We start from the raw sequence: 22,568 nt of genomic DNA, 5'->3' as shown, positions 1-22,568 counted from the left end.
TAACGCCGCATTCAGCGGCTTGTCCGCTGCAATGCTTTGTTAAAAGCCGTTTGCCTTCCGAAGTGCAAGAAGGTCACAGCCAACTATTGCTTCGAGATGTTCAGTTATTTTTTCTGCACTCCAATCCCACCAAGCCATCTCTAAGAGCTCATTAATTGTACTATCATCAAATCGATATTTAATGACTTTGGCAGGATTGCCACCAACAACGCTGTACGCCGGGACATCAGCTGTCACGATAGATTTACTCGCTATTATTGCTCCATCGCCAACTTTGACTCCCGGCATAATTGTAGCTTCATAGCCGATCCAAACATCATTCCCAATTTCTGTATCGCCTTTGTAGGGTAGCTCCCCCTCTTTAGGCATGACCTTCTCCCAGCCGTTACCAAATATTTGGAATGGGTATGTCGAAAAGCCAGAAATTTTATGATTAGCGCCATTCATTATGAATTTTACGTCTTTTGCGATAGCGCAAAATTTCCCTATTATGAGCTTATCTCCAATAAACGGAAAATGATAAAGTACATTGCTCTCAAATCGCTCAGGACCTTCAGGGTCATCGTAGTAGGTATAGTCACCAACGATGATATTTTCAGAAGATATGTAATTCTTCAAATAGCCTACTTGGGGAAACCCCTTCATAGGTTCTTTATCTTCAGGACTTGGACCTTTCAAAATGCCTCCGATGTGTCTGTGACTTTTAACGCCCCACTTAGGGGCAAATACCGCAGGCTAAAATTAAGGAGCGTAGCGACTGGGAGCCTGCGCGTATTTGTCCCAGTGCGCGCAGCGCACGACTACAGTGGCTTGTTATATGTACTTTCATCTAATTGATGTAACAATATTTTTACCATCAATAACTTTAAATGCTATTTTGGATGGCATACCTACATCAAGTTGGTCTAGGTGCGTTCTATTTACAGGGTTTGGTAATCCGTATTTGGCATAAGTTTCCGAATTTAAAACTAGGTATTCTTTGTTTTCGGAATCCGCAAACTTAAATAGCCATGGCTGGTTCGTTGTAAAACTCACATCCGTTACTCTAACTAGCACTAGAACTCCCTGTACATATAACGCTTTGCTTTGCGGCGCGCGTTAGCGCGTCCGGTGGAGGCCACGCTGTTTGTGGCCGTAACGAAAAACAGCAACTTGTTATATTTCATCGCGAACCCTAGCCAAAATTTTTCCTAGTTTATTTTGGCCAGTCCCATCTTGACCGCAACCCCAGTAATAATCACCCGGCGCATTCTCAACGATGTCTTGGGATCCTGTGGACTTAAGTAATTCGGCGAGCTTAGGATGGGTTTTGAATTTTTTCAGGACTGCTTCATACATAATGTTATCCTTAACCTGTTCCCAATCAGTTCTTATAGCTACTTTCCGGCTCCTGCCAAGTTCAGCAGCTATTTTGGGGGTATGGGCTGTTCTGATTCTTTCTTGATGCTCTTTATCCTCAAATTTTTGAGCCTGAAAGTAGTGTTCCACCGTGGGCCACCAAACCCCGTCCATCTCAACACCGAACTTTGAGAAGTTACTGAATTCGCCAAACTCATCTGTCTTTGTATAGAAAAAGATCGTCATGCTGACCTATGAAATATAACATTTTAATAATGAGAATGCTCATTTAGCACCTCTGACCAGTGTAAAGCGAGCATGTGAATTGCTTTAATAATTAACAAATTACGCCATTTTTTCCAGATAAATTTACGATGAAAATGAGCATACTTGTTATCTCCCTAGATGCCGCACACTATCTAGCGGTAACAAATCTTTAAACTGCTGATTTAAAAAATAATAATATTTTTACTGGTTGGATAACCGGACTGCTTATCAGATCAATTCTGACTTGAAATCGCCAAAATCTCGATAATACTGTGCGTATATACAGCACCTGAAGATTGCCATGAGTAAGAGTCCCTTTCTTCGCGCTGTCAGTGATGATATGCGTCTACGCGGATATAGCAATTATTATACGAAATAAGATGTCCAGCCTCGAACTTAAATTCAGTTGAAAATTAGTGACGTTCTTTTCCGGCTTACAAAATAACTATCGTAAAATCTTAACTCCTTTAGGAAGCTCACTCGGTATCCTATCCTTTAACCAATGATGAAGAACTTCAATGTTGTCCTTACATAAGGAGTTTTTCGGCCAAACAAGATAATAGCTATCTCCGGTCGCGACAGCTTCACGATAAGGGATATCGAGTAATCCGCTATTAATAGATTCTAGGCTCAACAGCAGATCACCAATCGAAACACCATGCCCACTCATCGCAGCCAAGTTCCCTTGTTCTAAAGTATCAAACACTTTCCCATAAGAAATATTAAGATCACTATGATGACCGGTTTTCTTTAACCATCTACGCCAATCACGTCTGTCTGGTGAAGGATGAATTAACTCAAATTCAGCAATATTGCTCAATACTTGATGGGTTAGCTTGGGAGAGCATATTGGTATCAGGAACTCATCAAAGAGTGCTAAGCAGTCGGTTTCTGGACCAAACTGCCCATGTCCTAACAAAATGGCACAATCATAGGGTTCATTGCTAAAATCAACCGTGTCCACATCCATCCATACACTGGTTATCCCGACCTTAGGTGTTGAGTATAACTCATTAAATGATTTCAATACTTCAAGAAGCCATCGCATGGTTAAAGTCGATGGTGCTTTTAAACGGAGTTCTCTGGAGTTGCTTTGTAATATATTACATGCGTGTTCTATACATCGAAAACCCTCTGCGAGTTGTTCAGCTAACACCTTGCCGACATTGGTTGATTCAACCTTAGGCCCTTTTCTTATAAAGAGCTTACATTCAAACCAGTCTTCTAACGTACAAATATGGTGACTGATAGCACTAGGACTTAGATTGAGGTAAGCGGCCGCTTTACTAAAGGAGCCAAAACGTTCTGCAGCTTCAAAAGCTCTTAAGGCATAGAGTGGTGGTAAAACCATCTTATTTCTCATTGTGATTTTTACTCACATTAAACTTGATTATTTTCCATTTTTCAATAGAGACCGATATATGAATGATGTCGTATATCAATAATTGACAAAAGGCAAATAGTCCGTGTGTGAATTAGTTATGAATGGTGATCTGGTCAAACAATCAGATTTGTTAATGCTTCAAAGGGACTTCTCAGATATCGAATCTCAGAGTGATTGGAGGCTCCAAAGTTTCCATGAAGTATCTTCACGCCTAAGTGATAGTAAATTCCCTTGTCTATTTGGTCGTCATGCATGGAAGCAGAACTCTCTACTGTTTACGTTCATAAGTGAAACAGAGCGAACAGACAACATGTTAAATAGTTTAATTAAATTCACTAACAGACCCCAGACATTACCTATAGAGCAGCGTCTTTATAGTCCATTATCAATGGTTTTTGAACAGGGCGGTTTTGTAGAACTGAAGGAAGCACAGGCGTTTTCTTGGAAATGCTTACAAGAAATCCATGATGGAGATCATGAAAATTGGCCCGATAGTATACCGATATCCCCTGAGGATAAATCATGGTCGTTCTGTTTTGGCGGAGTAGCGTTATTTATCAATATAAGCTGCCCCGGGCATCAAAAGATTAGAAGCCGAAACCTCGGAAACCGAGTCGTTTTTGTCATTAACCCAAGACAACATTTTGATGTACTCGCTAGCAGCAAGGACATAAAAGGGATCAAGGTTCGAGAGAAGATCAGAAATAGAGTGTCCAACGATAATCAAGGCTATGAGTCAAAAGAACTTGTATTTTATGGCGATGACAACAATTTGGAATGGAAACAATATCAATTGAATGAAGAAGGGAGTCTGAATTTAGACAAGTGTCCTTTGAAAATCAGCAAGGAGAGATAAAAATGAATTTTACTCTTTTAAGTGTATATGTTTCTTCTGTTCTTGTCTTACTGCTTACGCCAGGGCCAGTTGTAGCTCTGATCACTCATTCTTCTGTCAAATACGGATCGAGAAAAGCTTTTGCAACAGCATTAGGGACTAATTTTGCGTCTCTGTGTCTTATTTCGCTCGCAATTCTTATGTTACTAGGTATTGTGTCGTTACCCGACTTTTATCTTAATGTGTTCGGTGTTCTGGGCTCAGTTTACTTAGGCTGGATGGCTGCCTCTGGATTAGTTGATCTCTATAGACGTAACCACATAGATTCCACATTCTCAAATGAGATGCCAGGATTTAAAAAGGGGTTTTTAATAGGGATATCCAATCCCAAAGATATCCTTTTTTTCATTGCCTTTTTTCCTCAGTTTATCTCTATCAGTCAAACATTTTTCGTTAGCATCATGACATTATGTTTCATATGGATCATCCTTGATTTAACGATACTCTCTATTTACATATACATATTTAAGCAAAGTTTCATGAAAAAATTTAGTCGAGCTACTGAGTGTATATCCTTAACATTTCTTTTAATTATCGCTTTAATAAGCACCGCATACAATGTGATTGAAATGTTGACTTAACATAAGCGCCCCATGATCGCATGGGGCGTTTTAATGTGTTGGCGAAGATCCAGTCTTTTCGGCCAATAGGTATTGTAGTGGTACAGTAAATTTGGCCACTGGTAATCCACCAAAAATGCCAAACATGGTGAATCTGCCTTAAACACCGGTGAGGTGCATGGCTTATTGCTGAACCATTCAATTGCAGCCTGTCATTACAGAGCCAATCATTGAGTCGTTATTGGTGCGATCGAAAATGTAGTACGCATAGCAATTATTTGCGATTGAATCACCAGGCAAATAAATGAGCATGGCGTTACCTGGCTGGAAATTGACACCAACATCAGTGGGTGCTGTCGCATTGTGGAACTCCATGGCACAAAAGTCGCCACTATAATCACAGACTTTATCTCGATTACTCAACGTTTCATACTGAATATCCGCTTGAAGTAAATTACTCAGCCTGTCACCATCAAATAACCAAGGGTGTCCGTATATGGTCTGAATAAACTGACCATTTAAGAGAAATCCCCCTTGAGGGTTTGTATCAGTAGCGTTTAAATTACGGTCATTATCTTGAATGCCCAGAATGACTGACTTCAGGTAAACCTGTTGATCAAGTTCATGAATACCACTCGCGACATTTTTTATGACTGCCTGTTTAGCATCGCCTTTAAGGTTGATAAAATGCGGCAGCACAGTTACGGCAAGAATGGCCAGTAGCATAATGACCATCACTAACTCAATCAAGGTAAAGCCATGCAGTGATTTTAAAGATTGTGAATTAATAATTTTGAAATTAAAGCACTTAGGCATAACGATAAACTCGAAATAGGAGTGTTCATCCTGGCAGCGTTCAACCGTCCATATCCACTAATGTTAGCGATATACCGAAGGGTTTACCCAAACACCCTTTGACGTGGACCACCCATTGCGACAAGATCACAATCCAATGCTTAGAAACATCTGACGGCACAGCGTACAGCAGTGTCAGCATTTTTCAAGGCAGTTGTCATCATGTTGCTGGGGCAGTTCAAGCAAATAATCAATAACGCCTTGTTAAGGTGTGAGCAACGCAATACCGAAGTCCCCGCATACCACCTTAAACACTAAACGCAACGCATAGTAAAAATGCCACGCGTTGCGAATCACTCTTAAACAGTTTGTTTGTTATGCCGTTTGATTGTCATTGATGGCTCGTTGCAGTGCTCCTGTAAATTCTTTGATATCGCTAATTGCTTGCGTAAAATCTTGAGCACCTACACTAATCATACTGCCATCAACATTTCTGCCATTTCGATGAACAATATCGTGTCTTAACTTTGTGATTTTAACTACTTTAGATATATCAATATCAAGTTTAACACCTAAGACTTGCTCATACATTTCTACGACATTTGGGATATTGTGGTATAGGACGTCACTGACATATCGTAAAACTAGGGATTTAATATCTAAATCTGTTTCAACTACATCAGTTAGTTTAACGCTTTTAAGCACTTTGAATTTTCGTAATGCATTTTTTAAAAACTGTTCATCTTGAGAAATGAGAGCTCGTAAGGTATCACCTAAGTATGACTCAAGCAGTGTAACCGCGTATGCATATGACATTTTTACAACAATGTTTGTATGGAGTATAAAAGCCATTTTTTGAGGGTTATTGACGTTACTATCAAACATGGTTCTCAAAGCATCAAGTTCGCTAACAAATATGCTGTGAATGTTTGATGACCCATTATCTTTCAACCATCGCAACTCCGCCTGCCATTCAGCTTCTTCACGTAAATGTTCTTGGTAATTCGAATACTCTTCCGCTAACTCCTGATATTCCTCTGAGTCTTCATCAAGCGAGTCATCGCTCAATCTTTCTCTGATCCACTCATCAGCTTGTAGCTCTTGCATCTCGAATAAGTAATCTTTTGACGAACTCAATTCACGACCTCTACCACAATATTTCTAACGGCATAACACTAAACTAAGGGGCACAAACACGTAGGCTATAATGCGAAGCAGCCTGCGTGTTTGTGTCCCAGCAAGCCGCTCTAGCGGATTGCGCCTTAAGTACCTTGTTATGTGCATTAGCCATTTAAACCACCAAGCTACAGGTTATAAAGATAAAACCGAGAAATTGTATAGTGACGTCCAACCTGCGAATAGGCCCAGCGCTTTGTCTTAAAACTTTAAGAGATATGTTTTGAGTGAAAAGATTAGCCGGCACCAATCGAATACTTGAATAAGCCATACAAATAAAACCAAACGTCTGTAGCAGAGATTTGTACTCTTGGAATTTGAAAAATTCCATTAAACTCAAAATACCTACAACAATCCAAAATAAACTAGGCCAATGTATTGTAGATGTGTTTTCTTCCATAATTTAGTAACCTCCCTTATTGCACATAACATTTTATTAGTGCCCATGCGCATATATTTGGCAAAACGCGCACGCACATTGAATAAACCTGTTATCGCAGTTGCGTTTTTAGCAACCTTTTGATTAATAAGCACTCTATCAGAATGGTGCCGAGGAAACGAGCGCGGTTAAGCAACAAAGTACGCATTAAGCGGCCAGCAGGGAAACCCCTGCCGGCAGGTGCAAAGCGTCAGCCTTTGGCGGTAACGGGATGCTGCAAAGGCGCCAATGCCTGCTGGCACAGCTGGGTGATTTGAGCCCAGTCGCCCGCGTCCATGGCGGTTACCGGGGCAATCCAGCTGCCGCCGATGCAGTCCACATTGGGCAGTGCCAGATAATCCAGATAATTGTGCAAGGCAATGCCGCCGGTGGGGCAAAAACGCACATCCCCCAGCGGGCCGGCAAAAGCCTTAAGGGCCTTGACGCCGCCGGAAGCTTCGGCAGGAAAGAATTTGAAGTGGTGATAACCGTGACCTAACCCTGCCATGACCTCTGAGATGCTGGCAACGCCGGGGATTAACGGGATGCGCCCGGCTTTACCGGCGTTGAGCAAGGCTTCGGTGGCGCCGGGGGTGATGGCAAACTGCGCCCCGGCATCCTGAGCCTGCTGCAGCATGGTTTCATTTAAAATGGTGCCGGCCCCCACCACCGCCTCAGGCACCTGGGCGGCAATTTTTTCAATGGCAGCCAGTGCGCAAGTGGTTCTGAGGGTGACTTCCAGCACCCGAATGCCCCCGGACACCAAGGCCCGAGCCAATGGCACCGCGTGCGCAATGTCATTGATCACCATCACCGGGATCACGGGGCTGAGCGCAAACACCTCTGCCGGTTGCAACATCCAGTTGTTTTGTGTCATTTACCGCTCCTATGCCATGGGCTCCATTGACGGGTCAGGGGAAATGCATTCATCAATCGCGCTGGTGCAACGGGCACCGGTTTCGGCGCTGCCAAGACTGGCCCGCAGCACGGAAAACAGTTCCCGCCCCATGCCGTAACGGTTGGAGGCCAGATTGACCGGCTCTGCGGTGCGGCTTGCCAATTCGGCGTCATCCACCAGCAACGTTATTTCCCCCTTGAGGGCATCCACCCGAATGCGGTCACCGTTTTGCACTTTGGCAATCAAGCCGCCATCCAGTGCTTCCGGGGTAAGGTGAATGGCGGCCGGCACCTTGCCGGAAGCGCCAGACATGCGGCCGTCGGTAACCAGCGCCACGTGATAGCCTTTATCCTGCAACGTGCCCAGCAACGGAGTGAGTTTATGCAGTTCAGGCATGCCGTTGGCTTTGGGGCCCTGGCCTTTGACAACCACCACGCAGTCCCTGTCCAGTTGCCCGCTGCTGAACAAATCGTTGAGTTTCAGCTGGTCGTCAATCACCACCGCTTCGGCTTCAACCACCCGGTGGGCTTCGCCCACGGCGGAGATTTTCATCACCGCCCGTCCCAGATTGCCGCTCAGCAGCCGCAAGCCGCCGGTTTGCTGGAAAGGCTGCGCTACTGTGGCCAGTACCTCCAAGTCCAGGCTGGTGTGGGGGCCATCCACCCAGGTCAAGCCCTGTGGCAGCAGTTTGGGCTCTTGGGTGTAACGCTTGAGGCCAAAGCCTGCCACGGTATTCACCTGCTCGTGCAACAAGCCTGCATCCAGTAGCTGGCGGATCAAAAAGGCCATGCCGCCGGCGGCATGGAAGTGGTTCACGTCAGCCTGGCCATTGGGATACACCTTGGCCAGCAGCGGCACCACATCGGAAAGTTCGGCAAAATCATCCCAGTTGATGATGATGCCCGCCGCTCTGGCCACCGCCACCATGTGAATGGTGAGATTGGTGGAGCCACCGGTTGCCAACAAGGCCACCATGCCGTTGACAATCGCCTGCTCGCACACCAACTCGCCTACCGGCGTATATTGGGTGCCCAGGGCCGTCAGGCGGCACACCTGTTTGGCGGCGGCTTGGGTCAATGCCAGTCGCAGCGGTTCGTCCGGATTCACAAACGAGGAACCGGGCAGCTGCAGCCCCATCACTTCCAGCACCAGCTGGTTGCTGTTGGCGGTGCCATAAAAGGTGCAAGTGCCGGCACTGTGGTAAGACTTGGACTCGGCTTCCAGCAAGGCTTCGCGATCCACCAACCCCTGGGCGAATTTCTGGCGGATACGGGCCTTTTCCTTATTGGGAATGCCAGAGCGCATGGGGCCTGCCGGGACAAACAGCGCAGGCAGATGCCCAAAGCTCAGGGCGCCGATTAACAATCCGGGAACGATTTTGTCGCAAATGCCCAGTAACAGCGCCCCATCAAACATGTTATGGGACAAGCCCACCGCAGTTGCCATGGCAATCACTTCCCGGCTCAGGAGGCTAAGCTCCATGCCCGGCTGCCCCTGGGTAACACCATCGCACATGGCCGGAACCCCTGATGCCACCTGTGCCACACTGCCCACTTCATGGCAGGCCTGCCGCAAAATTTGCGGGTAGGATTCAAAGGGCTGATGGGCTGACAACATGTCGTTATAGGCGGTCACAATGCCGATATTGGCCTTGTTCAGTTGTTGCAGCGCTTGCTTGTCGTCACTTTGGCAGGCGGCAAAGCCGTGGGCCAGATTGCCACAGGCCAGACTTGCCCGGGAAACCCCGTCGGCCTTGGCACGATGAATGGCCGCCAAATAAGCGGCACGGCTGTGTTTACTGCGGGCGATTATCCTGTCGGTAACCGCCTGAACTGTAGGATTCATAACTGCTCCTTACGCGGCCCAGTACACATCCACGGGGATTTTGTGCTGGGAGAGAATGGCTCGCACCGGCATCTTGTTAATGTCATCGCCTGCCAGTGCCTGCTTGTATACCGCCAATTTTTGCTGCCCCACCAAATGCAGGTAGATTTGCCGACTGCCAAGAATGGCGCTGCGGCTCAACGTGATGCGGCCATGGGGCGCGCTGGTGGGGTGGGTGGCGTACAGCAGCCCATCGCCATGCAGCGCCTGTTGCAGCTCTTCTGCCGGCGCAGAGGGAAACCAGGAGCAGGTATGGCCGTCATTGCCCATACCCAACAGCACCACATCAAACGGCCTTGGAATGTTGGCCAGCTGCTCGGTGGTCATGGCCACGCCAGCTTCCGGGGTGGCATACATGTTTTTCAACCCGCGAAACTTGGCGCTGGCGGCACAATGCTGCAACAGGTGCTGGCGCACCAGATGCTCGTTGGAATCATCATTTTGAGGGTCAACCCAACGCTCATCCGCCAGCGTAATGAACACTTCGCTCCAGTCCAGCACTTTGCGGCTGAGCTTTTGAAACAAGCCGATGGGCGTGGAGCCGCCGGAGACCACCAGACTGGCTTTGCCACGGCTATCAATGGCTTGCTGCAAGGCAATGGCAATGCGTTCCGCCAATTGCTGCTCCAGCAGCTCGCTATCATCAAATGCCTTGAATACGGTTTCTTTGAGCATGATGCTTCCTTATTCGTCCCAGGAACGGCCGTCTTTGGTGATCAGTGCTACCGAGGCCACCGGCCCCCAGGTGCCTGCCGGATAGGATTTGGGTTTTTCGTTACTCTGCTCCCAAGACTGGATGATGCCGTCCACCCAAATCCAGGCCTGTTCCACTTCATCCCGGCGCACGAACAATGCCTGGTTGCCCAGCATGGCTTCCAGCAGCAAGCGTTCGTAAGCATCGGGAATGCGTTCGCCTTTAAAGGTATCGGAAAAGCTCAAATCCAGTTTGGTGGTTTGCAGGCGCTGTTTTTGCTCCAGCCCCGGCACCTTGTTCATCATCTGGATTTCCACCCCTTCATGAGGCTGCAAGCGAATGGTCAGCTTGTTGGGCGGCAGGTTGCGGTAACTGGAGCGATACAGGTTGTGAGGCGGATTCTTGAAATAGATGACGATTTCCGAACTTTTGAACGGCATGCGCTTGCCGCTGCGCAGATAAAACGGCACGCCCGCCCAGCGCCAGTTGTCAATGTCCACCCGCAAGGCCACAAAGGTTTCCGTATTGGAGGTCACATTGGCGCCCTCCTCTTCCAGATAGCCCGGCACCGGCGAGCCTTTGAGGAATCCGGCGGAATATTGCCCGCGCACGGTGTTTTCAAACACGTTGTCCATGGTGATGGGACGCAGCGACTTGAGCACTTTGACTTTTTCATCACGGATGCTGTCGGCATCCAGGTTCACCGGCGGATCCATGGCAATCAGGGTCAGTACCTGTAGCAGGTGGTTCTGGATCATGTCGCGCATCTGCCCGGCTTTGTCAAAATAGCCCCAGCGCCCTTCAATGCCCACCTCTTCGGCCACGGTGATCTGCACATGATCAATGGTGCGGTTATCCCACTTGGAGGCAAACAGCGAGTTGGCAAAACGCAGGGCAATCAGGTTTTGTACCGTTTCCTTGCCCAGATAGTGGTCGATGCGATACACCTGGCGCTCATCAAAGTAGGCCGATACCTGATCGTTAATCACTTTGGATGAGGCCAAATCTGAACCGATGGGTTTTTCCAGCACCACCCGGGTGTCGGCATTAATCAGCCCTTGCTCGTGCAGGCAGCGGCAAATGTCACCAAAAATGGCCGGCGGCGTGGCAAAGTAATTCACCATGACCCGGCTTTGGGTATCAAGGATTTCATGAAATGCCCCGTAGCCATCCACGTCGGTAAAATTGGTACCGATGTAATGACAGCGCCCCAAAAACCGTTGCAGGGTTTCTGCGCATACGCCCTCTTTTACAAAACGGTTGATGGATTGGGTTACACGGTCGATAAACTCTTCCTGAGTAAAGGCATCTTTGGCAACGCCGATGATGCGGGTATCCTGGTGTAGCAAATTGGCCTTGTCGAGCTGATACAGGGATGGCAACAATTTGCGCCGGGCGAGGTCTCCTTTGATGCCAAAGAGTACAAAATCACAGGCTTTGGTCTCGGATAATGTTTTGCCCATCGCTCCACTCTCTCCTCTGAATTGGGGTGGCATTCATGTTAAGCGTCAAGCTTATACCACACGTAAGGAAATCGATATACAATTCTGTTGTAATATAACAACAAAAACTAAAAACCTCATCTGTTATTTAGTCCGGTTTAACGCCTTTATCACTGGTCATACATTATCGGGATCTGTTATGCTCATCATGTTACAAACCCTATTGCTCCGGCATTAAGCTGACAAATAGCGTGGCAAGATGTTTCCATACTTGTTCACCCGTCGGATGAGTTTTATGCTTCGTTTAAGTTACATCAAAGAAACTAATAAAATTACATAATCATTTGGCCTGCGGACTTAATAACATATGAATACCTTAGAAAAGGTTCAAAAGAACCTGTCTCATTTCAGCAAATCTGAGCGTAAAGTTGCAGAGGTTATTCTCGCGTCCCCTCAAACTGCCATTCATTCCAGCATAGCCACTCTGGCAAAGATGGCGGATGTCAGTGAACCAACGGTTAACCGCTTTTGCCGCCGCCTTGATACCAAGGGTTTCCCCGATTTTAAACTGCATCTGGCCCAGAGTCTGGCTAATGGTACCCCTTATGTGAGCCGCCATGTAGAGGAAGATGACTCTCCCGACTCCTATACCAACAAGATTTTCGAATCTTCCATGGCCGCGCTGGATACCGCCCGCCAAAGTGTGGACCCTATTGCCATCAACCGCGCGGTTGATGTACTGACCCAAGCGAAAAAAATCTCTTTCTTCGGGCTGGGAGCCTCTGCCGCCGTGGCTCACGATGCGCAAAACAAGTTTTTCCGCTTTAATGTACCGGTTGTTTGTTTCGATGATGTGTTAATGCAGCGCATGAGTTGCATCAGTTGTGATGAAGGCGATGTGGTAGTGCTTATTTCCCATACCGGCCGCACCAAATCCCTGCTGGACATTGCCCGCCTGGCCAAGGAAAACGGCGCGGCAGTGATTGCCATTACCGCCCGCAATTCACCACTTTCCCGGGAGTGCACCCTGCCGGTGACCATGGAAGTGCCGGAAGATACCGACATGTATCTGCCCATGGCCTCAAGACTGGCGCAACTGGTGATTGTGGATGTGCTGGCCACCGGTTTTACCCTGCGCCGCGGCCCCCGTTTTCGCGAAAGCCTCAAGCGGGTCAAAGAGGTGCTCAAAGAATCCCGCGTCGAGAAAACCGACGTATTGTAATGCCTCCTGCGGCGGTTGCATTCCAGCAGCCGCCCGTTTACCGTTTTTTCCCGCTAACGTCACAATTTCTAAACATATTCACCATAGACTTTTGTTTGTAACTTTCCTACAAAACCACGGTAACTCTGTTAAGATATAAACGTTCATTTGCACACTCAATGGGGTATCAACACCATGTTTCGCAGAACAAAAATTGTCACCACACTGGGGCCTGCCACTGACCGTGACGACAATCTCAGGCGCATCATTGCCGCCGGTGCCAATGTGGTACGGCTTAATTTTTCCCACGGTTCCACGGAAGATCACATCAAACGCGCCACCCAAGCCCGGGAAATTGCCCGAGAGCTTGGCGTCCAGATAGCCATTCTTGGGGATCTCCAGGGGCCAAAAATCCGGGTTTCCACCTTTGAGGACAACAAGGTGATGTTGTCTCAGGGCCAGGCGTTCGTACTGGATGCCCAGTTGCCCCCTGGCGCCGGTAACCAGCATCAGGTTGGCATTGATTACAAAGAATTGCCCGATGATGTGGATGTGGGTGACATCCTGATGCTGGATGACGGCCGGGTGCAATTACAGGTGGACAGCGTGAGCGGACGGCAAGTCCATACCACGGTCACCGTGGCCGGGCCGTTGTCAAATAACAAGGGAATTAACAAACGCGGTGGCGGTTTGTCTGCCGCGGCGCTGACCGATAAAGACAAACGGGACATCATGACCGCCGCCCAGATTGAGGTGGATTATCTGGCGGTATCCTTTCCACGTTGCGGAGCCGATTTGGATTATGCCCGGCAGTTGGCTCAGGCCGCCGGCAGCCAAGCGCTGATGGTGGCCAAAGTGGAGCGCGCTGAAGCAGTGGCCTCCGATGCGGCCATTGACGACATTATCAATGCCGCCGATGTGGTTATGGTGGCCCGGGGCGATCTTGGCGTGGAAATTGGCGATCCGGCACTGGTGGCCGTGCAGAAAAAACTCATCAGCCGCGCCCGTCAGCTCAATAAAATCGTCATTACCGCCACCCAGATGATGGAGTCGATGATCAACAATCCGCTGCCCACGCGTGCAGAGGTGATGGATGTGGCCAATGCGGTGCTTGATGGCACAGATGCGGTCATGCTGTCGGCCGAAACCGCCGCTGGCAGTTACCCTGAAGAAACCGTTGCCGCCATGGCCAGGGTTTGCATTGGCGCGGAGGCGCATCCCAGCATCCGGGTGTCAAAGCACCGGATGGATCAGAATTTCAGCGGCGTGGAAGAAACCATTGCACTGGCCACCATGTATGCGGCCAATCACCTGCCAGCGGTAAAAGCCATTGTGGCGCTGACAGAATCGGGGGCGACCCCCAAATTGATGTCGCGCATCAGCTCCGCCCTGCCGATTATTGCCCTGACCCGTCATGTTCGCACCCTGTCGGCCATGGCGCTCTATCGCGGCGTGTATCCGGTGGCGTTTGACTCATCACTGCATGCCCCGGACTTTTTGGCCCAAGCAGCGCTGGAATGCTTGCGTGACAAGGGTTACATCCACAGTGGCGACATGGTGCTGATGACCAAGGGTGATGTAATGGAAACCATTGGCGGCACCAATACCTGCAAGGTGCTGATTGTGCCCTAGGCATGACCGTTGACCATGGCACGCCGCTGTTACGCTTTTTTGCCAGCGGTGCAAATAAAAACCCGGCATTGCGCCGGGTTTTTGATTAAGCAGGCAAATTCGCTGCCATGGACATTGACCAAGTGGGTTACTTGGCGTCCTTGCCGGTCCAGTGACCCATCCAGTCAAAGATTTTGGCATACCACTGCTGCAGGTTTTCCGGATTCAGAATCCAGTGGTTTTCATCAGGGAAAATCAGCAGCTCTGACGGAATGTTATTGCGCTGCATGTAGGAAAATGCCGCCAGTCCCTGACCATAAGGCACCCGGAAATCCTGCTGGCCGTGGATCACCAGCATGGGGGTTTTCCAGTTTTGCACGTAATTGGCAGGGTTGAATTTCTCGTAGCGCTCTTTGGCCTGTTCGTAAGTGCCGCCAAATTCATGTTCCGGGAACCACAACTCTTCGGTGACATGATACATGGAGCGCATGTCAAACAACCCGGCATGGTTGACCAGGCATTTGAAACCGTCAGGCCAGTTGCCCTGGATCCAGTTCATCATGTAGCCGCCGTATGACCCGCCCAGAGCGCAAGCATTGGAGGCGTCAATCCAAGGTTGCTGTTTGGCAACCGCCGCCAGGCCTTTTTGCAAGTCTTCCAGCGGTTTGCCACCCCAGTCCAGGCTGATGGCGTCGGTAAATGCCTGGCCATAACCGGTAGAGCCGTGGAAATCCACCATCACTACCGCATAACCGGCACCGGCCCACAGCTCAGGATTCCAGCGGGAGCTGAAAGCGTTGCCAAAGGAGCCTTGGGGGCCACCGTGCACCAAGAATGCCACCGGATATTTTTTGCCCTCTTCATAGTTGGCAGGTTTCAGCCAGTAGCCGTGCACCTCTTCGTTGTTCCAGCCCTTGAAACTGAACTGCTGGAAATCGCCAAACTTGATTTTGTCGAGCTTGGCACGGTTCACGTCGGTCAGGCGCTGCAAGTCCTGGCCGTCCATGTTCATGGACCATAAATCTCCCGGCTCCACCAGCGAGGCATGACGCATGATCAAGCGCTCGCCCGCCATGCCCACCAAGCTGTTGCTGCCATCGTTATACAGTGGCCGCACATCGCCAAACTGGGTGTTGACGGCAAAAACCGACACCTGTCCCACATCCTGGGCGGTAACATACAGGGTGTTGTTATCCTTGCCGAAACTCACGGAAGACGGGCTGCGATCCCATAATGGCGCCACCTCTTTGGTTTGGCCGGTGACGGTATCGCGCAGCATGATGCGGTAGCGATCCGCTTCAAAGCCCGGTTTTTTCATTGCCAGATAGGCCAGATAGCGGCCATCGGCGGAATACGCGGGCTGGGCGTCCCAGGCTTTGTTGTCTGCGGTAAGATTGACCGTATCCCCGCCGTTAACCGGCACCTGCCATAAATCGTAATTGGTGGTCCAGGCCTGATCCTTGGATGGGGCCTTGGCGCTGTACACCACATATTTGCCGTCCGGTGTGAAGGTCACTTCTTCCATGCCGGAAAAGGGTTTTGGCGGGGTTTCCGTATCCAGCCCCTTGGTGACATCCACCGTATCGCCCAACTGGCCGTTTTCAATGGGCGCCACAATCAGGTGGCTGCGGGCATGATCAAACCAGGTATCCCAGTGGCGTACCATCAACTGGCTGTATTCACGGCCACTGCTCTTACGGTTTTTTTCCGCCTCGAATTTCTCTTTGGAGCATGTCAGGGTGTCGCACTCTGGGAATACCCGAATGCTCATCACCACCTGCTTGCCGTCGGCAGACAGTTTATAACCGTCAATATCCAGGGGCAGATGGGACACTTGCTGGGCTTCGCCGCCAGTCAGCGGCAAACGGTACAACTGGCTGCTGCCGTCACGGGCGGCAATGAAATAGATGCTGTTATCATCGGCGCTGAAACTGACATCATGCTCGGTGCCCTTGGCCGAAGTCAGCTGCAAAGGCTTGGCGGCTTTGTCGTTCAAGTCCAGCAGGTACAGATCGGATTCGGCTTTGCCGTCTGCCGCCACGGTTTTAACACCGTACACCAGTTTGCTGCCATCATGGGATACCGCAGCAGAATGCAGTTTGTTGAGTGAAACCAAATCCTGCACCGTAAATGGCTTTTGCTCCGCGGCCATTGCCGGCATGGCGATACTGGTGGCCAACAGTGCCATACTCAAAGTGTTCATTTTCATTTGTTGATCTTCTTTGTTATTTTTCGATGGTTTGGGTGTTATACAAAAAGGGGCCATCACTGGCCCCTTAAGAAATGCATCCTCACGCCTTGCGCGCCGCTTGTATCTTCACTTTCCAGATAGCCGGGCCGGTTTCGTGGGCATTAACCCCTTGGGAGTCAACCGCTACAGTAACAGGCATGTCCTTAACTTCAAACTCATAAATCGCTTCCATGCCCAAATCTTCGAAAGCGATCACTCGCGCCTTTTTGATGGCCTTTGACACCAGGTAAGCAGCGCCGCCCACGGCCATCAGGTACACGGCTTTATGCTGTTTGATGGAGGCCACGGTAGCGGGGCCGCGCTCGGCCTTGCCAATCATCCCCATCAGGCCGGTTTTATCCAGCATCATGTCGGTGAATTTGTCCATGCGGGTGGAGGTTGTTGGGCCGGCAGGACCCACCACTTCATCGCCCACCGGATCGACCGGCCCCACGTAGTAGATGAATTTACCTTTGAAATCCACCCCGTCCGGCAACCCTTCGCCGCTTTCCAGCAAACTCTGAATGCGCTTGTGGGCCGCATCACGGCCGGTAAGCATTTTGCCTGACAACAATAAGGTGTCGCCGCTTTGCCAGGTTTCAATGTCGGCTTGGGTGACGGTATCCAGATTGACCCGGCGGGTATTGTCACCGGCAGCGCGGGTAATGGCCGGCCAGTCATCCAGTGACGGCGGGGTGAGCACTGCCGGGCCGGTGCCATCCAGATGGAAATGCACATGGCGGGTGGCGGCGCAGTTCGGGATCATCACCACCGGCTTGGACGCCGCATGGGTGGGCGCGGACTTGATTTTCACATCCAGCACGGTAGTAAGGCCACCAAGCCCCTGAGCGCCAATCCCCAAATCGTTGGCCCGGTTGAAAATATCCAGTCGCAATTTTTCTTCGGTGGTCTGGGCACCGCGGGCTTTCAGCTCATGAATGTCCACGCTTTCCATCAGGGCTTCTTTGGCCATTACCGCGGCCTTTTCGGCCGTGCCACCAATGCCAATCCCCAGCATGCCGGGAGGACACCAGCCGGCGCCCATGGTGGGCAGGGTTTTCTCCACCCAGGCGGCAATGTCATCGGAGGGGTTGAGCATGGCCATTTTGGATTTGTTTTCCGAACCACCACCTTTGGCCGCAATGGCCACGTCAATCTGATTGCCGGGCACAGACACGATATGCACCACTGCCGGGCTGTTATCCCGGGTGTTTTTGCGACTGCCGGCAGGGTCGGCCACAATGGAGGCCCGCAGGGTGTTGTCACTGTTGGTATAGGCGCGGCGGGTGCCTTCATCCACCATCTGCTGAAGAGTGAGATCGGTTTTATCCCACTGCACGCCCATGCCCACATACACAAAGCAGGTCACAATCCCGGTATCCTGGCACAATGGCCGGTGGCCCTCGGCAGACATGCGGGAGTTGATTAAAATCTGTGCAATGGCATCTTTTGCGGCCGGATTCTGTTCACGCTCATAGGCCTCGGCCATTGCGTCAATAAAATCCTTGGGATGATAATAAGAGATGTACTGCAGGGCATCTGCAATACTGTCGATGAAATCAGCTTGTTTGATGACTGACATGTTTGCGCTCCAATTGCTCGCCGTCCTTGCTGTAGCGTTCCTAGCTTGTGTTTTAAGGCTATCTTCGTCTACAGTGTCGATGCCCCCAATGCACCGCAGAAAAACCGTTACACCGCACGATTCCCCAAGATCAGGCTGTTCTGATAATTTTTGGTGGCTGTTATCATAACCGTTCATAGCTTTTTGGGCTACATCACATTTTTCGGATTAAAAAATTAGATGCAAACCTCAACCAGTCGCAAAATTGCACAATATTCACTGGATTGGGATGACTCCGTTTCCCAGTTGTTTTCTTACTTGTCTGCCCAGCCCTGGGCCGTTCTGCTGGATTCTGCCGACGCCGCCCATCCTGATGCCCGCTTTGACATCATCAGCGCCTGGCCGCGGGTCACCCTTTGCACCGAGGGCCGGCACACTGAGATTTGTCAGTGGCATGATGCAATCCCCGCCCACAGTCAGGTATCAGATAACGACCCTTTCCAGCTGTTATCAGCACAATTGACCGCCTGTTTCCCTGAAAAAAAGGCCAGTGACTTACCCTTTGCCGGCGGCGCCATTGGCTGCTTTGGTTATGATTTGGGGCGCCATATTGAAGCCCTGCCGCAAATTGCTGCCGATGATGTACCGTTTCCCCAAATGGCGGTGGGGCTTTACGACTGGGCACTCATTCATGACAAGCAGCAGCAATGCTGGCAGCTGGTGCATTATGCAGGTGAGCAGGCCCTGGCCAAAACGCTGTTGCAGCTGCAACAACTATTGCAACGCCCCGCTGCAAAAACGCCCGCCCCTTTCAGGCTTTGCGGCGAATGGCAGCTACAGCTTGGCAAATCCGAGTATCTGGCGCGCTTTGAGCGCATTCAGCATTATTTGCACAGCGGCGACTGTTACCAGATAAACCTGACCCAGCGCTTCAGCGCCGCATACCAAGGGGATGAATGGCAAGCCTATTGCGCGCTGCGCCGCGCCAATGGCGCGCCCTTCTCCGCTTTCATGCGCCTGCCGCAGGGGTGCGCCCTGTCCATTTCCCCCGAGCGCTTCATTGCAGTGGATGCTAACGGCCATATTGAAACCAAGCCCATCAAGGGCACGGCGCCGCGCCATGCAAACGCCCAGCAGGACCAACAGTTGGCAACCGAGCTGCAGCAGTCTGAAAAAAATCGCGCCGAGAACCTGATGATTGTGGATTTGCTACGCAATGACATTGGTAAAATTGCCAGCCCCGGCAGCGTGGCGGTGCCCTCATTGTTTGCGCTGGAGAGCTTCCCGGCGGTGCATCATCTGGTGAGCACCGTTACCGGTCAGTTGCCTGAGGGCGTGTCCCCCTTGACGCTGTTACGCTCGGCGTTCCCGGGCGGCTCCATCACCGGTGCCCCCAAAATCCGCGCCATGGAAATTATTGAAGAGCTGGAGCCCTCACGGCGCAGCTTATACTGTGGTGCAATTGCCTATCTCAGCCAACATGGTGTAATGGACAGCAATATTGCCATTCGCACGCTTATCGCTGCCAATGGCCAACTGCACTGCTGGGCCGGCGGCGGCATTGTGGCAGATTCCGAGGGCGAGAGTGAATATCAGGAAAGCTACGACAAGGTAAGCCGCATTTTGCCGGTACTGAGCCAATTCAGGGAGTGAAACCGTGGACATGACCGAACTGCGCTGGCGCTTTGAACTGGGCGTGACAGCGCCGCTGCGCCAACCGCCCTGGGTACCGCAAAAACTGCGCCCGGCAGCGGTACTGATGGCGTTTCAAGCCGGCCCCCGGGGGCTGGAAGTATTGCTGACCCAGCGGCCTGCCCATCTGAAGGCCCATCCGGGGCAAGTGAGCTTTCCCGGTGGCAAGCAGGAGCCACAAGATGACACCTTGCTGGATACCGCCCTTAGGGAAGCGCAAGAAGAGATAGGCCTGCCCCCTGACCATGTGCAGTTACTGGGCACCTTGCCGGAGCACCATACCATTACCGGCTTTAACATCACCCCGGTGGTGGGCATTGTGCAGCAGCCGTTTCGCCCGTGCCTAAATCCAGGGGAGGTCAGCGAGCTTTTCAGTTTGCCGCTGGCGTTTTTACTGCAGCCAGATTGCCGCCATGTGATTACCCTGCAGCGCCATCAACGCCGCCATCCTCTGACATTCATTCCCTACGAAGGGCGCTTGATCTGGGGTGCTACCGCCGCCATTATCGACACCTTTTGCGATGTCATCGGCGCTCATGACTACAGGATGACAAACCGCAGGTAAAGCCCGGCGGTCACGGAGCTTAAAAGCAGCAACGGAATGTTGAACCAGTAACCCATGCGGTAATGGCTGGCCAGATACCAGTTCAGGGCCATGCTGGTAAAACTGAGCCCGGCGCAAAGCCAGATGATATACTCCAGCTGCAAGGTTCCTTGCAGATCCCACTGCAAGCGCACCTGTGCCCCGCGGCTGAAAAAATAGCCCACGGCCCGATCCGGCCTTGCATCGTGAAACAATATCAGGGCGTACAGGGCCAATCCCCATCCGGCAATGGATAACACAGCTAAAACTATCTGTAATATACGCAGTTTTTTCATTTTGCTGGCACCTTGTTCACCCGGAAGACGGAGAATGGTTCCAGAATACCTTTTTCAACTTGAGAAAAGCCACCAGCAAGGTAATATAAACCTCCAATTTTTGGTACACAGCTGTGTTGGCCCATCCGGCCTGACGCACTATCGCCGTCACCGTGTCTGGACGGCAACACGTTTCACTGGAGAACAAAGCAATAATGAGCATTGCATCTGTCGCATCTGTATTTAAAGGCGAATATGCGGTCGGTTCTGAAGTTACCGTCCGTGGCTGGGTTCGTACCCGCCGGGATTCCAAAGCCGGGATTTCTTTTCTTGCTGTCTATGACGGCTCCTGTTTTGATCCAATCCAGGGGGTTGTGCCCAATAATCTGCCCAATTACAACGATGAAGTGCTCAAGCTGACCACCGGTTGTTCCGTGATTGTGACCGGTGAAGTGGTAGAAAGCCCAGGGGCTGGCCAGGATTACGAACTGCAGGTGACTCAGGTTGAAGTCTGTGGCTGGGTGGATGATCCGGACACTTACCCCATGGCCGCCAAACGCCACTCGGTGGAACACCTGCGGGAACTGGCCCATCTGCGCCCCCGGACCAACCTGATTGGCGCCGTGGCTCGCGTGCGTAACTGCCTGTCTCAGGCCATTCACCGTTTCTATCATGAAAACGGCTTTGTGTGGGTGTCCACCCCGCTGATCACCGCTTCCGATACCGAAGGCGCCGGTGAAATGTTCCGGGTGTCCACGCTGGACATGGAAAACCTGCCCCGTGGTGAAAACGGCAAGGTGGATTACGATAAAGACTTCTTCGGCAAAGAGGCCTTTTTGACCGTATCCGGCCAGCTGAACGGCGAAACCTACGCTTGTGCCCTGTCAAAGATTTATACTTTCGGCCCCACTTTCCGCGCTGAAAACTCCAATACCAGCCGTCACTTGGCCGAGTTCTGGATGGTGGAGCCCGAAGTGGCTTTTGCTGATCTTAACGATGTGGCCGCACTGGCTGAAGCCATGCTCAAATACGCCTTCAAGGCCGTATTGACCGAGCGCATGGATGACATGAAATTTTTCGCCCAGCGGGTGGATAAAACGGTTATTGAACGTCTGGAACGTTTTGTCAGCAGTGATTTTGCCCAGGTGGATTACACCGATGCGGTGGAAATTTTGCAAAACTGCGGCAAAAAATTCGACTTCCCGGTGGAATGGGGCACTGACTTGCAGTCAGAGCATGAACGCTATCTGGCAGAAGAACACTTCCATGCACCGGTTGTGGTCAAGAACTATCCAAAAGACATCAAGGCCTTCTACATGCGCCTCAATGAAGATGGCAAAACCGTGGCCGCCATGGATGTATTGGCTCCCGGTATTGGTGAAATCATTGGTGGTTCCCAGCGTGAAGAACGCTTGGATGTACTGGATCAGCGCATGGATGAAATGGGGCTGGCCAAGGAGGATTACTGGTGGTACCGGGATCTGCGCCGTTATGGCACCGTGCCCCATGCCGGTTTCGGCCTTGGCTTTGAACGTTTGGTGTCTTACGTGACCGGTGTATCCAACATCCGTGACGTGATCCCGTTCCCTCGCGCCCCCCGTTCCGCCAACTTCTAATCAAGCCGCATGCCACATGTTCACCCTGCCACCAGTGCAGGGTGATGT

At 50.8% G+C, this 22,568-nt stretch carries 20 protein-coding genes; 7 read left to right on the top strand and 13 right to left on the bottom strand.

The window, feature by feature from the left end:
* Window positions 1-39 precede the first annotated feature (39 nt).
* From ACIDEJ_RS13875 to ACIDEJ_RS13860, 4 genes are all read right to left on the bottom strand, one after another.
* On the bottom strand, window positions 40-678 hold the full coding sequence (locus tag ACIDEJ_RS13875) for a Vat family streptogramin A O-acetyltransferase (RefSeq protein WP_411988662.1): 639 nt from the start codon (window positions 676-678) through the stop codon (window positions 40-42).
* 147 nt (window positions 679-825) lie between these two features.
* Window positions 826-1,056, bottom strand: coding sequence for a hypothetical protein (locus ACIDEJ_RS13870; RefSeq protein ID WP_411988661.1), 231 nt, complete (start codon window positions 1,054-1,056; stop codon window positions 826-828).
* A 99-nt stretch (window positions 1,057-1,155) separates the two neighbouring features.
* Window positions 1,156-1,584 (bottom strand): NADAR family protein, encoded by a 429-nt coding sequence (locus ACIDEJ_RS13865; RefSeq protein WP_411988660.1) that lies wholly within the window; start codon window positions 1,582-1,584, stop codon window positions 1,156-1,158.
* Window positions 1,585-2,050: 466 nt separating this feature from the next.
* Window positions 2,051-2,956 (bottom strand): LysR substrate-binding domain-containing protein, encoded by a 906-nt coding sequence (locus ACIDEJ_RS13860; protein ID WP_411988659.1) that lies wholly within the window; start codon window positions 2,954-2,956, stop codon window positions 2,051-2,053.
* A 130-nt stretch (window positions 2,957-3,086) separates the two neighbouring features.
* On the opposite strand from ACIDEJ_RS13860, the gene ACIDEJ_RS13855 reads away from it, so the two are divergent.
* Together ACIDEJ_RS13855 and ACIDEJ_RS13850 are read left to right on the top strand one after the other, a co-directional pair.
* Window positions 3,087-3,845: a YqcI/YcgG family protein gene (locus tag ACIDEJ_RS13855; protein ID WP_411988658.1), complete on the top strand. Its 759-nt coding sequence runs from the start codon at window positions 3,087-3,089 to the stop codon at window positions 3,843-3,845.
* A 2-nt stretch (window positions 3,846-3,847) separates the two neighbouring features.
* Complete coding sequence (locus ACIDEJ_RS13850; RefSeq protein WP_411988657.1) at window positions 3,848-4,465, top strand: LysE family translocator; 618 nt, start codon at window positions 3,848-3,850, stop codon at window positions 4,463-4,465.
* 177 nt (window positions 4,466-4,642) lie between these two features.
* Here ACIDEJ_RS13850 and ACIDEJ_RS13845 read toward each other — a convergent pair whose 3' ends face one another.
* From ACIDEJ_RS13845 to zwf, 6 genes are all read right to left on the bottom strand, one after another.
* Window positions 4,643-5,260, bottom strand: coding sequence for a type II secretion system protein (locus ACIDEJ_RS13845; RefSeq protein ID WP_411988656.1), 618 nt, complete (start codon window positions 5,258-5,260; stop codon window positions 4,643-4,645).
* 354 nt (window positions 5,261-5,614) lie between these two features.
* The gene (locus tag ACIDEJ_RS13840; RefSeq protein ID WP_411988655.1) at window positions 5,615-6,346 is read right to left on the bottom strand and encodes a hypothetical protein; all 732 of its coding nucleotides are present in this window, start codon (window positions 6,344-6,346) and stop codon (window positions 5,615-5,617) included.
* A gap of 698 nt (window positions 6,347-7,044) precedes the next feature.
* Complete coding sequence (locus tag ACIDEJ_RS13835; RefSeq protein ID WP_411988654.1) at window positions 7,045-7,710, bottom strand: bifunctional 4-hydroxy-2-oxoglutarate aldolase/2-dehydro-3-deoxy-phosphogluconate aldolase; 666 nt, start codon at window positions 7,708-7,710, stop codon at window positions 7,045-7,047.
* Between the two features lie 9 nt (window positions 7,711-7,719).
* Entirely contained in the window at window positions 7,720-9,576 is a 1,857-nt protein-coding gene (edd, locus tag ACIDEJ_RS13830; protein ID WP_411988653.1) for a phosphogluconate dehydratase, read from the bottom strand.
* A gap of 9 nt (window positions 9,577-9,585) precedes the next feature.
* Window positions 9,586-10,290: a 6-phosphogluconolactonase gene (gene pgl / locus ACIDEJ_RS13825; protein WP_411988652.1), complete on the bottom strand. Its 705-nt coding sequence runs from the start codon at window positions 10,288-10,290 to the stop codon at window positions 9,586-9,588.
* A gap of 9 nt (window positions 10,291-10,299) precedes the next feature.
* Window positions 10,300-11,772, bottom strand: coding sequence for a glucose-6-phosphate dehydrogenase (zwf, locus tag ACIDEJ_RS13820; RefSeq protein ID WP_411988651.1), 1,473 nt, complete (start codon window positions 11,770-11,772; stop codon window positions 10,300-10,302).
* 346 nt (window positions 11,773-12,118) lie between these two features.
* Between zwf and ACIDEJ_RS13815 the strand changes: the two genes are divergently transcribed.
* Window positions 12,119-12,973: a MurR/RpiR family transcriptional regulator gene (locus ACIDEJ_RS13815; RefSeq protein ID WP_411988650.1), complete on the top strand. Its 855-nt coding sequence runs from the start codon at window positions 12,119-12,121 to the stop codon at window positions 12,971-12,973.
* Window positions 12,974-13,147: 174 nt separating this feature from the next.
* Window positions 13,148-14,584 (top strand): pyruvate kinase, encoded by a 1,437-nt coding sequence (pyk, locus tag ACIDEJ_RS13810; protein ID WP_411988649.1) that lies wholly within the window; start codon window positions 13,148-13,150, stop codon window positions 14,582-14,584.
* A 127-nt stretch (window positions 14,585-14,711) separates the two neighbouring features.
* On the opposite strand, the gene ACIDEJ_RS13805 is transcribed toward pyk, so the two are convergent.
* Together ACIDEJ_RS13805 and ACIDEJ_RS13800 are read right to left on the bottom strand one after the other, a co-directional pair.
* A complete protein-coding gene (locus ACIDEJ_RS13805; RefSeq protein WP_411988648.1) occupies window positions 14,712-16,772 on the bottom strand; it encodes a S9 family peptidase in 2,061 nt (686 codons plus the stop codon).
* A gap of 82 nt (window positions 16,773-16,854) precedes the next feature.
* Window positions 16,855-18,375, bottom strand: a complete 1,521-nt coding sequence (locus tag ACIDEJ_RS13800) for a fumarate hydratase (protein WP_411988647.1) — start codon at window positions 18,373-18,375, stop codon at window positions 16,855-16,857.
* Between the two features lie 219 nt (window positions 18,376-18,594).
* Here ACIDEJ_RS13800 and pabB point away from each other — a divergent pair, with 219 nt between their 5' ends.
* Together pabB and ACIDEJ_RS13790 are read left to right on the top strand one after the other, a co-directional pair.
* Entirely contained in the window at window positions 18,595-20,007 is a 1,413-nt protein-coding gene (pabB, locus tag ACIDEJ_RS13795; protein ID WP_411988646.1) for an aminodeoxychorismate synthase component I, read from the top strand.
* Window positions 20,008-20,011: 4 nt separating this feature from the next.
* Window positions 20,012-20,611 carry a CoA pyrophosphatase gene (locus tag ACIDEJ_RS13790; protein WP_411988645.1) on the top strand — a complete coding sequence of 200 codons (600 nt, stop codon included), beginning with the start codon at window positions 20,012-20,014 and terminating at the stop codon, window positions 20,609-20,611.
* Here ACIDEJ_RS13790 and ACIDEJ_RS13785 read toward each other — a convergent pair.
* Window positions 20,587-20,925, bottom strand: a complete 339-nt coding sequence (locus ACIDEJ_RS13785; protein ID WP_411988644.1) for a hypothetical protein — start codon at window positions 20,923-20,925, stop codon at window positions 20,587-20,589. The genes ACIDEJ_RS13790 and ACIDEJ_RS13785 overlap by 25 nt on opposite strands.
* Before the next feature lie 194 nt (window positions 20,926-21,119).
* On the opposite strand from ACIDEJ_RS13785, the gene asnS reads away from it, so the two are divergent.
* Entirely contained in the window at window positions 21,120-22,520 is a 1,401-nt protein-coding gene (gene asnS, locus ACIDEJ_RS13780) for an asparagine--tRNA ligase (RefSeq protein ID WP_411988643.1), read from the top strand.
* Window positions 22,521-22,568: the final 48 nt, after the last annotated feature.

Source organism: Shewanella mytili, assembly GCF_046765975.1.
Taxonomy (GTDB): domain Bacteria; phylum Pseudomonadota; class Gammaproteobacteria; order Enterobacterales; family Shewanellaceae; genus Shewanella; species Shewanella mytili.
The sequence above is the reverse complement of the archived record's forward strand: the minus strand, read 5'-3'. Positions and strand labels throughout refer to the sequence as shown.